13 protein-coding genes are annotated in these 12,926 nt (G+C 56.7%); 4 read left to right on the forward strand and 9 right to left on the reverse strand.

All coding sequences use genetic code 11. The features are described from left to right. Positions 1-68: 68 nt before the first annotated feature. The 5 genes from IVB24_RS00900 to IVB24_RS00920 form a co-directional block, all read right to left on the reverse strand. A complete protein-coding gene (locus IVB24_RS00900; protein ID WP_247771766.1) occupies positions 69-1,901 on the reverse strand; it encodes a sensor histidine kinase in 1,833 nt (610 codons plus the stop codon). Positions 1,902-2,022: 121 nt separating this feature from the next. Next, entirely contained in the window at positions 2,023-2,397 is a 375-nt protein-coding gene (locus tag IVB24_RS00905; RefSeq protein ID WP_247771767.1) for a response regulator, read from the reverse strand. A 78-nt stretch (positions 2,398-2,475) separates the two neighbouring features. Beyond that, positions 2,476-2,832: an HdeA/HdeB family chaperone gene (locus tag IVB24_RS00910; protein WP_247771768.1), complete on the reverse strand. Its 357-nt coding sequence runs from the start codon at positions 2,830-2,832 to the stop codon at positions 2,476-2,478. An 85-nt stretch (positions 2,833-2,917) separates the two neighbouring features. Beyond that, positions 2,918-4,348: a DUF1254 domain-containing protein gene (locus IVB24_RS00915; RefSeq protein ID WP_247771769.1), complete on the reverse strand. Its 1,431-nt coding sequence runs from the start codon at positions 4,346-4,348 to the stop codon at positions 2,918-2,920. A gap of 117 nt (positions 4,349-4,465) precedes the next feature. Next, complete coding sequence (locus IVB24_RS00920; protein ID WP_247774263.1) at positions 4,466-5,140, reverse strand: hypothetical protein; 675 nt, start codon at positions 5,138-5,140, stop codon at positions 4,466-4,468. Between the two features lie 233 nt (positions 5,141-5,373). On the opposite strand from IVB24_RS00920, the gene IVB24_RS00925 reads away from it, so the two are divergent. The 4 genes from IVB24_RS00925 (at position 5,374) to IVB24_RS00940 (ending at position 9,101) form a co-directional block, all read left to right on the forward strand. Continuing rightward, positions 5,374-6,483, forward strand: a complete 1,110-nt coding sequence (locus tag IVB24_RS00925; protein WP_247771770.1) for an HlyD family secretion protein — start codon at positions 5,374-5,376, stop codon at positions 6,481-6,483. A gap of 207 nt (positions 6,484-6,690) precedes the next feature. Then, positions 6,691-7,329, forward strand: a complete 639-nt coding sequence (locus IVB24_RS00930) for a response regulator (RefSeq protein WP_247774264.1) — start codon at positions 6,691-6,693, stop codon at positions 7,327-7,329. A gap of 174 nt (positions 7,330-7,503) precedes the next feature. Beyond that, the gene (locus IVB24_RS00935; RefSeq protein ID WP_247771771.1) at positions 7,504-7,929 is read left to right on the forward strand and encodes a helix-turn-helix domain-containing protein; all 426 of its coding nucleotides are present in this window, start codon (positions 7,504-7,506) and stop codon (positions 7,927-7,929) included. 170 nt (positions 7,930-8,099) lie between these two features. Continuing rightward, positions 8,100-9,101: a transporter gene (locus IVB24_RS00940; RefSeq protein WP_247774265.1), complete on the forward strand. Its 1,002-nt coding sequence runs from the start codon at positions 8,100-8,102 to the stop codon at positions 9,099-9,101. 930 nt (positions 9,102-10,031) lie between these two features. Here the strand turns inward: IVB24_RS00940 and IVB24_RS00945 are convergent. The 4 genes from IVB24_RS00945 to IVB24_RS00960 form a co-directional block, all read right to left on the reverse strand. After that, on the reverse strand, positions 10,032-10,766 hold the full coding sequence (locus tag IVB24_RS00945; RefSeq protein ID WP_247771772.1) for an alpha/beta fold hydrolase: 735 nt from the start codon (positions 10,764-10,766) through the stop codon (positions 10,032-10,034). Positions 10,767-11,210: 444 nt separating this feature from the next. Beyond that, complete coding sequence (locus tag IVB24_RS00950; protein ID WP_247771773.1) at positions 11,211-11,678, reverse strand: cysteine rich repeat-containing protein; 468 nt, start codon at positions 11,676-11,678, stop codon at positions 11,211-11,213. 89 nt (positions 11,679-11,767) lie between these two features. After that, on the reverse strand, positions 11,768-12,250 hold the full coding sequence (locus IVB24_RS00955; RefSeq protein ID WP_247771774.1) for a DUF992 domain-containing protein: 483 nt from the start codon (positions 12,248-12,250) through the stop codon (positions 11,768-11,770). Between the two features lie 172 nt (positions 12,251-12,422). Then, a complete protein-coding gene (locus IVB24_RS00960; RefSeq protein WP_247771775.1) occupies positions 12,423-12,926 on the reverse strand; it encodes a hypothetical protein in 504 nt (167 codons plus the stop codon).

The raw sequence follows: 12,926 nt of genomic DNA on the forward strand, positions 1-12,926 counted from the left end.
GTTAGATCTGGCTGGGCCAAGCCGGACAATCGTGAATATGAATGAGAATTGGCCGGCCGGATCGGCGTTCAGCTCACTTTAATCTTGACTGACGGCAACCTAAAGGAAAACACCGCGCCGCGCGTTCGGTTCTCAGCCCAGAGCTCGCCCCCATAGCTTTCAACGATTGTTCTGGCGATTGGAAGCCCCAGCCCAGTCCCATGTGGTTTCGTTGTAACAAACGCATCGAAGATCTTGGTTAGCTGCTCTTTGGAGATACCAGGCCCAGAATCGGAGATCCTAGTTTCGACCTTGCCAGTATCAGCCAGTTTCGTTCGGATCGTCAATTCATGCGGGTTGGCAGCCTCTTCCATAGCGTCAATGCCGTTCATCACCAGGTTGATCATGACCTGCTGCAAATGAATTGGATCGCAGCGCACCCATAATCGCTCCGTTGCCAGAATGGTGCGTAAAACAACTCCCCGCCTTGTGATTTCAGGAGATACGATCCTGACGACGTCGCGAACGGTGGCGTTCAAGTCGAGAGGCTGCAGATCAGCTCCTGTTCTGTTGTTGAGCAAGTTCCGCAATCCGTTGATGATTTCGCTCGCACGTTGCTCATCACGGACGATGTCGGAAAGGATTTCTTCAAGCTGAGCGACATCTAATGGATGAGCCTTGATCAACATCTGCGCGGCCTCGGTGTTGCTCAAGATCGCACCAAGCGGCTGATAGAGTTCGTGAGCAATGGAAGACGAGAGAACGCTGGCGGTCGTGATCCTGTTCAAGCGAACAACCTCGTGCCGCCTACTGGTCGCCTCCCCCTGGGCGACAAGCCGTCGTCGTCGCTCGACGAGCAGCAATGCAATGATGCCAGCTTGCAGCAAGAGGGCGGCCATGATGGCCGTCAGCTGCGGCCGATACTGCTCCCAGAGGCTGGGAACGCGAAAGAACACTTCGCTGCCCCGCGGCAATTGGCTTTCGCTGATGTTCCAGCGGTTCAGCTCCCTCCAGTCGAATCTGGGATGAGCAGCGGGGATTGGAGGCGTTTTGATGCTGTCCGGCGACTCGCCGCCCAGAATGCGGACGGCAACTGCGGCGGTCTGGCGGCTTACAGCGGATATGTTCGTCATCCGGCCACCGACGATCCCTCGGCCGAAGAACGCGTCTTGTTCTGAAAAGATCGGAGCATTGGCAACCGCGTGAATCCGATCTATGGCTTGCTTGCCCTCGTGTACGACGCCGGCCGCATCCACCAACATCTGCCCGTAGACGATGAAAGTGTGGGGTGCCAAGGTAGCGACTTGCCTAAGGATCTGCTCCAACGACAGTGCATTCGAATAAGTGATTTCGACCCGGCTTGCAAACGGCTGGAACAGCTTGCGCATTTCCTCCAACCATAGCTTCTCGATGGGAGAATTTCCCATCACGACGAAGACCTTGGTCGTCTCCGGAACCAGATTCAAAATTTGGTGGAGAGTGCTTAGCACATCGACATCAACCGAAACCATTGCATCGTTCGCTGGCGCAACAGCAGACATCTGCTGCGCGAGGGCAGCGTACAATGTTGGGACTGAGGGAAAAATCTGTTCCCGGTTCTGCTGAAAAAATCGTGCTGCAGGACCGCCTATCGTCATGATCAGGTCGAGCTTGCGCTCCGAAAATACCGCGTTCAAGTAGCTGACAAAGGCATCCTCATTCCCGTCAGGGAAGCGGGCCGTCGACAGGGACACCTCAAAGATGTCAACGGGATCTTTCGACTGAATTCTCAACTCTTCGCGTATCATTCTACCGTAATCATCCCACGGCGAAAAATCGCGACCTACAGAGTGAACAATCAGCACCCGCTTTGGCTGGGATAAAGCGGAATCCGACATCGCCAAGAGCAGAACGATCGAACTGAAGATGATTCGAGCTATCATGCGAAAAGGCAGCCAATGCGCTGGACATCAAACTGTGACCCGTAACCCAATTCAACGCAATTTAGGCAGCCCGCACGAAGCATTCATGACCATCAACTGCCAGTACAATTCGCCGAAATCTTTAAGGAACTGGGCTGCCTTCGTGGGTAATCCTATCCAGCGCATCGATGAGCAGCTTCGATAGAAACGGCTTCTTCAAAAAGTCAGTGCAGCCTGCGTCAAACGCTTCTTGCCGAATGGCTTCACTATCGATCGCTGTCATGATGATGACCGGAACATCTCGGCCCGACGAAATCAATTGTCGTTGCAGTTCGATGCCTGAGATTCCGCGAAGGTGAACGTCCAGGAGCAAACAATCAGCTTCACACTCGGCATCGGCCTCCAAAAACGACTCCGCCGATGCAAACGTCAGAACTCGGAATCCATAGGCTGACAAAAGGCGATTTAAACCTTGCAGCATGCTCGGGTTATCATCGACTACCGCTATAGTGCGCATGGCGACACATCATTGCAGTTTACAGTATTCCCTATGACAAGATCTCCCAGACTAATTGCACTGGCAAACCGCCAGATCTCAGGGCTTCAAGTCGATTCCCAGCTTCGTGCGCATGTCCTTGAACACGACCGCGATCGCCTCGATGATCAGTCGTTCGCGGTTCGCCTTGCAATAGACAATTAGTTCGTGCTCGGCCTCTTTGGCTTTGACGATATCCATATAGTGCTTGTGGGCGAGTCCGTTGTACCAGCCGCTATACCAGGCTGCCAACCGGTCTGCATCGCCCTGCCAAGTCCCCGCGAGTTGAGCGCACGTCAGTTTCTGAACATCCAAGAATCCGTTACCGTCGGCATAGGTACTGAGATCGACCTGTGAGCGAGCAGGCAAGATCCCTGCTCCGCATAGCACTACCGTCATAGCGAGTAGTCTAAGCATTTCAGCTCTCCCGACTGCCCCTGAACGACCGCTGGCGCGGCCAACATCTGCTACGCCAGCGCTCGATACATCGCGCGACACCTGATCAAGATACCTTTTTCACGGGCGGTACCTTCCAAGATCCTTTGAGGATTGATGGACTGTTCTCGCGGGGCCAATACAGGCGCATCATCAAAATGAAATCTCCGGGAGGTGCCGGCAACCAGTTCGATTCCTTGTCTTTGCCGGGCGACTCATTCTGGATGTAGAGATCAGTGGAGCCGTCCGGGTTAGACTTCAGTTTCTCTCGCGCGCTGATTGAATATCGGTTGAGCGGATTGTTGACGAAGAAATAGCTGGAGTCGTACATCGTGAGCGACCAGAATCCCTCAGCCGGTGGCAGTTGTCCCTTGGGATAATGCATCACGTACTTGTTGGCGCCGTTATATTTGCGGCCTTCCCCGTCCTTCTGTGACGTCGGATAGACTGCATCTTGCGGCCGGTTAGCCCCCAGCCCTATTGCGGTGACGAGCGCGCGCATCAGATAGTCAGTGCCGTAGATGCCGGTCTTGGTCGTAAAGGCCCAGCCGTTCTCGTCAGTCACGTCCTTATTTACCTTGAACTGCAGCATGATTCGATCAAAGGCAACCTCGGGTATGCGCTTGACGAAATCCGCCTTGAGCTTGCTCGAGTCGAAATCTCGTCCGGGGACGATGCCGAGCTTGCCGAATTTTGCCAACTGCGGTGCATCTGCCGCCGACGGAGGATTATCCTTCATCAGCTTGCAAAGAAGCGTGAAGTACTCGACCGCATCCATCCGGTTGACTTGCTCGCGCACCGCCGTCTTCATGTCCACCGATGAGTCGACAGTTCCTGGAGGTGGGATGTAAGGCTTGCCGTACGAGCTCAGCGGCACCAGCTTGAATTCATCCTGCAGCTTGTGAACTTCGGCGTAGTCCTCCGTTGTGCCGGTGCAGTAAATGCGCCCAAGTAGCCATACGATTGCCGTGGGCGACTTGTACTGCTTAACTCCCTCGGGCAGCGTGCCCTTCCAGCCAGGGCCGGTGATCGCATAGATCTGGGCACCAGTGCCAGTTGTGCGCTTGCCCGGGACCTCGAAGACGGTGGTCCAGCCGTCCAGCATCGGAAATAGCGCGTAGCGGCCCTTCATGTCAGGGATGCTGAGCACCCACGGCTCTTTGCTGACATCGAAAAACGATGTCGTGTAAAGGGTGTCGGCGTTCGGCGCGGTCACGTCACGAAAGGATGCGTCCGGATATTGCCGCAGCTTGATTATCTGACCCATCGGCCCGCGGGTTCCGACCGGAGACGCCACATTGGTGATCACTCTGCGCGTCATCTCCATGGTCACAAGCGGATAGCCGAAGATGTAAGCATCGGTGGCAAGCAAAAAATCCTCAACGCCCTCCCCGATGCCGAGGAAAGAACCGAGTTCGGCTCGGCTGATGGTGCTTGCGGAGGCGCCCATCAGCAGGCTGATGCCGCCTAGTGTGAGATTGCGTCGCGTGAGGTCCATTGAAGAGTCTCCGTTCGAACGGGATCGTTGCTTGGGTGGTATCTTCTTCAAGATCAAAGGGCCGGACGAGCCGGCGAAACTTCGAGCCAACGGGAGAGAGCGCCTCCCGTCGTCATCTCAATAGCAGGGCGGATACGGGTAGTAGCCACAGACCGGACGGGCGTAGGCATATGGATGGTAATAAGCAGCCGCACCATACGCCGCCGCACCAGCTGCGCCAGCATACATCGCGCCCCGGAATGCCGAACGCCGCGCGACACCGGCAAAAGACATCGGCGTGAACGGCCGGCCGATGATGTCAATGAACAGAGCCGCCCCGCCATCCGCACCGGCGATATCCCCTTCAAGGGTCTGAACCGCAAATGTCAGCTTGTCGCCATCGAGCTTCGGGTTCTTCAGTACCAGCACCGCGTCCTTCACCGCGCCATCCTTGCCGAACACAGACAAAGTCGCGTTGGGAGGATTCTTGGCAAAGCTGTCATCGCCCGATCCCCATTCCGCAATAACGTCCGCCGTCGGCTGATGACCTGCGGATCGCACCGGGCGATCGGCAAAGATGATGGAGCTGGGGGTTACACCTGTCAGGATCAGGGTGTCCCCCTGCAGAGTTGCCCCACGCGAATTGAACACGAACAATGACGGGACTATTTCGGGTTTGGCCGGAGCGGAAGGAGTGCCGATGGTCTTCATGGCAGACGACGCTGGGGCATTCTGAGCGAAGCTTACGTCCGCGCCCCCTATTGCTACCGCTGCGGCCATCAGTCCTGCGATCAGTCTCAGTCTCGCGCGCATCATGTCCATCTCTCCTGTCGGATTTCGGTGAGTTATCGCGACGTCGTCGCTCAGCATCACGTTCGTTGCCAACTATGGAAGGCCCAAGCAGCATCCCGCTATGCAAAAACGACCAGTTTTGAAATGTCGCGGGGTGCTTAGCAAGAAGAGAAGGCCGCGTCGTTTTTGCATAGTTCGGCCATTGAACGTTGTGCAGAATAGATTTGGCATCAACCAACGACGGGAGGCTCACCGTGGTCATTATCCTATGCCTCTATGTTGTAGCGTTGTGGGCGGTATTCTCGAGGTTCAAGCTCGTGCGCTGGGACTGGGCCTCAGGCACAGTCGCGACGCTTGTCGGCGCGTTCATCCTCGCGACATTTATGGCACTCTTCAATTTTCTTACTCCGGCAGGAAAGGTTACGGTGGCGGGCAAGGTTGTCGAGGTGACCCCGAATGTAACTGGCCAGGTCATCGCCATTCCGGTCAAGCCGAACCTGCCGGTGAAGGCTGGTGACGTGCTGTTTCAAATCGATCCGACCCCGTTCCAGTACACCGTGAAGCAGCTTCAAGCGTCCCTTGCCGGAGCACGGCAGCAGGTGCAGATCTTAAAATCCAACTATGATCAGGCTACGGCGAACGTAGCGGGCCTTTCCGCACAGCTAAAGTACAATACGAAACGCCTCGCCGACATCCAGACGCTCTCGACAGAGGGGGCAAACACCGAGTTCAAGGAGCAAGACACCCAGGTCCAGTTCGAAACGGTGACCGCGCAAGTCAATGCCGCGAAAGCAACGCAGCAGAGCGCGAAGCTTGCCATGGAATCCGAGATCGGCGGCGTCAACACGACCGTCGCGCAAATTGAGACTCAATTGGAGAATGCGAACTGGGAGCTATCGCAGACGACCGTCCGTGCACCGGCGGATGGTTATGTGACCGCGGTGGCTCTGACGGTGGGTGACCGGGCCAAGCAGCTGCAATCCGCAATGTCGTTCATCGTGGAAAATGAGATTACAATTGTCGGGATGTTCTCGCAGAACGGCTTCCAAACCATCAAGCCCGGCACTCACATTGATATCGTGTTCGACAATGATCCCGGACGAATTTATCACGCAAGAATTGCCGCCATTCCCAAAGGAGTGGGCCAGGGGCAAATTTCTGTTTCCGGCACGCTGGCACGCACTAACGCACTCGGGGGTGCATCGGCGTTTCCGGCGGTCATTTCCATACCCGACGAGATGAGCCGAGACTCGCTGCGTCTCGGAATGTCAGGCACGGCCACAGCATTTTCTGAGAAAGCGGGCGTGATCGGTCTCCTCGCCTCGATTCTGGTCTGGGTCAGTGCCTATACTGCCTATCTTTAGCCGCACGGCGTCGGGATAGCGCTGCCTGCGGCAAAGTGACCGGCGCCGCGGTGCACAACGCTGAGTTGACCGCTCAGCCCGGGCCGAGCTATGCTCATTCCGCATTGTCTCACTGAGGTTCAGCCGCCGCAGATCGCGGTTGACACGGCTGCAGCATCGAAGACTTTTCGGATTTGTCCGGCGGTCCTTGAGAAAGCGAAAAACCGTATGAGCAGCGGCCCGGTGGTTCATGTCGTGGACGACGACCCATCATTCCGTAGCGCGATTTCTCGCCTGCTCAAAATCGCGGGTTATCAAGTCGCTGACTACGAGACCGCTGCCTTCTTCCTGCAAAACATCAAGGAGGCCAAGCCGGGCTGCCTCCTCCTCGATGTCCAGATGCCCTCTCTGAACGGATTGCAGTTGCAGGAAGAGCTTGCCAAATTGTCCCCGGATTGGCCCATTATCTTCATGACCGCGCATGGGGATATTCCGACCAGCGTACGCGCTATCAAGGCCGGCGCCGAAGACTTTCTCGCAAAACCCGTCGCCAAGGACACGTTGCTTCCGGCAATTGAGCGGGCGCTCGTTCGCTCCGAGTGTATGCGCGAGAGCCAAAGTCAGCAAAAGTCGCTTAAATCCCTGGTCGAGACATTGACGGCCAGGGAAAGCGAAGTTTTTTCCTTGATGGTGCGCGGCAAATTAAACAAGCAGATTGCCCACGTACTGGGTACGTCCGAGCGAACCGTCAAGGCCCATCGGCAAGCGGTTATGCAAAAGCTGCAGGTTCAATCATTTGCACAGGCCGTTTCTGTTGCGGAGCGCGTCGGATTGCTGGCGGCGCCCTCCCCCGGCGCCAATTCATAGAGACGTCCCGCTTACACCGAGTCCGCACAAGATCCTCCAACTTGGTTTTGCCCCCAAGGACAATACCCCCGGGACGTCCGGAGTGTTGTCTTTCCTCCAAAGAGCCCGTTGTTCGGCTCACGGTCGGGGGTTTTTTCGATGGCGATGCATCGGGGGGCTGCAAGGGTGCCGGGAATGCTATCCAAGCCGACAAACCGGGCCTGCTACGATCTTGTGGTGCAGGCGGAAACCCTTGCGCTTTCAGAGCCGGACGAACCGCTTAACATTTCGGCCGTTTGTAGCGCGCTTGCGGTCAGCGAGCGAACGCTGCGCAAAGCCTTCCATAAGGTCCGTGGCATCCCACCATGCCGGCATCTCCGGATGTTGCGATTGTCCGAGGCTCGACGCGCCCTGTTGTCAGCAGACGGCCAGCTCGTAACTGTAACGGAAATCGCAACTGGCTTTGGTTTTGCGGAGCTGGGGCGCTTTTCCGTCGAATATCGCAAACTGTTCGGCGAAAGTCCCTCGAAGACGCTGCATCAGGCGTCTCTCGGTAGGCTTTCTGTCAAAGGTGCTGCCGACATAGATCCAGTCTTCAACTTGGATTGTAGGTCGGCGTGACTTTCCTGCATCAGCTTGGGCCGATTTTGCATAGCGCCGATTTGTGTCGAGACATTCAATCGCTCGACTGACACAGTCCAGTTCTCGGGGGATTAGAGATGACACGCAAGACATCCGAACGAAAAATCAGTCGGCGGGTCTTGCTCGCCGGCTTTGGCTTGGCTGTGACGATGTTCGGGTCTGCATCTGTTCCAGCCTACGCCGACGAAGGCGGAGTTTCATACTGGCTGCCGGGCCGGTTCAGCAGCCTCGCAGCCACGCCTCAGGTGCCCGGATGGTCCATGGCGGAGGTCTACTATCATACGTCGGTCTCGGCATTCGGTGCCGCGGCCGCAGCCAGAGAGATTCAGATCGGCAGATTTCCCGCGGCGGTCAACGCCAATTTGAATCTGCATCTAAACGCGCAGGCCGACTTGGTCCTGCTCAACCCTACCTACACGTTCGCCACGCCGGTGCTAGGGGGGCAACTCGCGATCGGCATCACGGGCATATTCGGCCGAGCAAGCACCAGCTTGGACGGGACGCTCACCACCGCAATCGGTCCGCTGGTCACAACCCGCACAGGAAGCATCTCGGATTCACTTACATCAGTCGGAGACCTGTATCCGCAAGCGACCCTGAAATGGAATGCCGGCGTACATAATTTCATGACCTACGTCACTGGAGACATTCCAGTTGGGGCCTACGATTCCAGCCGCCTCTCCAACCTTGGCATCGGTCATGGTGCTATCGATGGTGGCGGCGGCTACACCTATTTCAATCCGGCTACCGGCCACGAATTTTCCGTCGTTGGCGGGCTGACTTACAATTTCAAGAACCAGGACACGCAATATCAGAACGGGGTCGATTTCCACGTCGACTGGGGCGCGTCCCAGTTCCTTTCGAAGCAGGTATTTGTGGGCCTTGTCGGATATGCCTATCAACAGATCACGGACGATTCCGGTCAGCATCCGATCCTCGGCGGGTTCCGCTCTCGTGTCCTCGGAATCGGTCCCCAAGTCGGGTATCTCTTCCCGGTGGGAGGCATGCAGGGTTACTTCAATCTGAAGGCATACGGCGAGTTCGCCGCGGAGAATCGGCCGGCTGGGTGGAACACCTGGCTGACATTCTCGATCTCGCCCATGGCGCCTGTCAGCACCGTGGCGCCGACCCGGCGAATGGTGACAAAATAGGAGTCTTTGGCGGATCGCCAAGCCTCGCTTGAGATTCGCTGTACAGCGCCACGACTGGACTTCCTGCATGCATGACGGTTTCAATGAATATTGGCTCTAAGGGCCGCAAACGTCCGATTGTCCTGCTTCTAAATCGCAAAGATCTCTTTTACGTGACACTCACTCACCTCGTTCTGCCCGCGACATGGTCGCGGATCGAGCGAGAGCCGGGGCTCGCAAAGCGAGCGATGTTGCCCGCGACCGCACAAGGAATACCCGGAGGCCCTATCAACGTCGGCCTCATCGGAAGTTGCCAGGACTGTCCGCGCCTTTCACGCTGCCGCTTGGAATTCTGCCGATCCCATCTCGTTGCGAACCAGTTTGGGGATTGTCGGGAGTGTGTTACTCGATCGCTCTTACAAAGATGCGCCAGTCGGTCCGCTGTTCTTTGAAGGCTGCCAACAGGATCTAGCCTTGAAAAGCCCGACGGGATCAGCGCCGACTGTCGTCAGCATGTCCGGCTATGGACAACCCTGGAAAATGGCAGCGAGGATAGACCAGTCTGGTTCGGAGCCGTCACTTTCGACGACGGAGTCACGCTCAGCCGCGATACCGGCAAGGTGACGCATCGCATCGCTCCAGACATCGACAACGAGCGAGACAGGCCAATCGACTCGCTCAACGATGCTCCTATGCTCACTGCCATTTACCAGATGAAGGGAGTGGGCCCGACCCTGAATGGACGCAATGGTGAAGGTGACCCCTACAGCACGGATGGAGAGATATGGATTGCCAAGCTCGTTCGGAACGGAGACAAGGCTGATTAGCGTGCCGAAATGGTCTCTCCGCCCGTATTGATTCAGATGAAGGATGCGCTGTTTTCCTGGTCTCTTACCGGCAGCTAGGCCATTGGGCAGATCCCACACTGAACTCTGCGACCTCTCGCTGCATCTATTTGCCCGTCGTAGCAGCCCCATCTGTGATCAGCCCCAACGGGTTCGCGGCGCCGGAACGCTGGTCGGCCAGCGACTGTCCTTCACTCAAACGCTGTTTGATCATCCCCATGACCGAAGTAACGTCCTCGAATGCCCGATCGTGAGCATCGTCTCCAGCTTGGGCAAGAGTTGTCAGGTCGAATGTGACTATTCTGTCTCGAGCAAGTTCACTTCGATATGGCTCCAGCTTCGGATCGATGTCCCCCAGTCGCGGCACATCACCCCAGAGTGTCTTGGAGAGACCAAGTGCCTCATCATCCTGCGATACGAACAAGCCAATCTGCGGTCGTGCCGATCCCATGCGTTGGATCTGTGCGCGGAAGACATCGACATCGACGTCCGGGGCCACGAGCAGGACATTCTTTAATTTGTCCGGTTTCAAGCGAGCAGCAGCAAGCTCTCGGCGTATCGATCGCCCGCGCAAAGCTTCCAGCGCCACCCAATTTCCCATCGAGTGGGCCAACAGGGAAACCTCGGTGACGGCAGGATGGGCCGTTAGCGAGCCGAGCAAGCCTTCAAGTGCATCGCGAGAGTAATTCGCACTTTCCCGGTCATATGTATAAGCGCGCAACCGCAATTCGCCGCGAGATGGCCAAGTAAACAGCACGGGGATGACGGGCGTCTTCGAATCATGAACGATTTGCGCAAACCGGTACACCGAATCGTCGAAACGATTATTGAAGCCATGCACAAGACCAGGACTTTGCTCCGGCCCGACTTTTTGGCGAATGCAGCGATCGAAGCGGCGAAGGTTTGTTTCTCGATGTAGTCAGCTGACACCGTCATGAAGTTGGTGCGTGGATCTCCAGGAAGCGTCGTCGGCCACTGCACTTCTCCAATTTTTCGAAACGCATCCGCCGGTATCGATACCGTGACGGCAGCGTAGGAGACCGTGGCGGCACGCTCCCCGCTGAACATTTCGCCGGGGTCTGTTGCTGAACGCTGTCGTGTTGTGGCGACAAAGATAGGAACGATCGACGTTCCGGCGACGGTGGCGGTCGGTATCATGACGCCTTGTGAGGGACGTCCAGCACAGGCTGCGAGAACAAGCACAGTCAAGCCCATCGATGCCGCGGAGATGATCCTCGACTGTGTCAACTCGATTTACCCCGTGGACACGCCGGAGCAGCAGGCATTATTTGGCTGCCGCAAGAGCTTCGACTCTTTGGATGGCATCCACACAGTCCTTCGAGGCCGTGGATTTGTTTGTCATCAAACAGGCTGCGATACGGCCTTGGCCCGGCACAGTCTTGCCGCAGATACCGTTGATCTCCGACTTACATGCGATCACAGCTTCCTTCAGAGTATCTGCCGCAATTTGCACGGTCGACGCTGTTTCCTCGAGCTCGTAGGTGCACTTGGGACTAATTTTGTCCTCATGGGCTTGCAGGCAATAGATCACGCGCCCCTCCCCCGGGGTCACGGTCTTACAGTATTGCTTAATGTCGCGTCCGCATGCGCCCTGAAGCTGCGCAACCTTTGCGGTGAGCTTTTCTACAATCGTTTTGCCGATCTCCCCCTCTGCCGTCGCGGATCCACTCCCCAGAATCGAGTAAATCACAGCGAATCCGAGCGCGGCCAAGGGCTGCATTTTGATCTTCATCGAACATCCTCTAAAGACTAGCTGGAGCGAAGGGGTTGCTGAACGCGACTCGCGGACCAGGCGAACCTACGGTTATGACAGCCAACTCTTCATTGCGCGGACGCCAGCGTGAGGCCGGAGACCCCAAGCGAGATATTGATTCCGACCGACCCTTCTACCGAGAGCGGTTGGAGTGCGATCGAGCGGCCACTCCCGCCGAATAGAAGGTTGGCGCCGACGCCTACACCGACGCCTATTGCCCCGCTGCCTCCAACATAGGTGCCCGCGAGTCTACCCGGCATCGGCCCGGAAGAAGGAGCGAATACTCCCCATGCCATCACGCCGCCGCCAGTGATGCCGATGTCAAGACCGATCGTATTCATGACGCCGACATATGCTTCCGGTTGGTAGGGACCGTTCGGCGTGAAGCGGCAGGCCATTCGCTGTCGAGACCCGAAGATCAGGCCGATAGACGGGGCCAATTTGCAGGTCAGCGATCCAACATTTGTTCCTGGCGGGGTCTGCGCGGATGCTGGAGAAGCGGACAAGAATGCGAGCGCAGTCAATGCCGGAACGATACAAGTCTTGATCATGGCAGACTTCCCGACTGAGCTCTGAGAGCCCTACCCTAGAAAGTCGGTGTTGCCATGACTATGCAATTTCGACCCGCAGCTCGCTAGTCAGGAGGACCACCCAACCCTTTGCCCGATAGCATCTCAACAGAACACATCTCCGTGTAGGGTTTTACAACTAAGAGCTTGGCACTTATTTGGCCTTTGTAAACTCTTCAACTGCCGGTGCCTCGCGAAGCAGAGTTCGGCGATGACCCATCAGATATTGCAGTCTATGAGCCGCTAAACTCAGAGCGGCAACATCGGCATTATCGGCCCCCTCGCCGTTTGCATTCCTGGCGAGCTCAACTTTCAGGATATCGTCAATCTTCTTTTCGATCTCCTGCAATTCAGCCTCGCTATCGGCACCCTTGATCTCGCGGCCGAGTTCGTACAGCGGTTCAAGCATGCTTTTGGATTCAACGCCCGAGCCGGCGAAGCGCCAGGCCGCTACGACGATCGAAATCAGGGACCCAAGCAGTAACGGTAAATAATAGAGCCTGTCATCGTATTTATCGAGGAAGCTTTGCTGGTTGCCGTTGTAGTAGGTGGCGACCCCCGGATGGATTGGAATTAGCGCATTAGCATCGGTACTGGGCGCGCCGGCTTGGGCTAAGATTGGATATTGCGACAGCAGATCCCGGCGAACATCCACCAA

The sequence above is a fragment of the Bradyrhizobium sp. 192 genome, assembly GCF_023100965.1.
Lineage (GTDB): Bacteria > Pseudomonadota > Alphaproteobacteria > Rhizobiales > Xanthobacteraceae > Bradyrhizobium > Bradyrhizobium symbiodeficiens.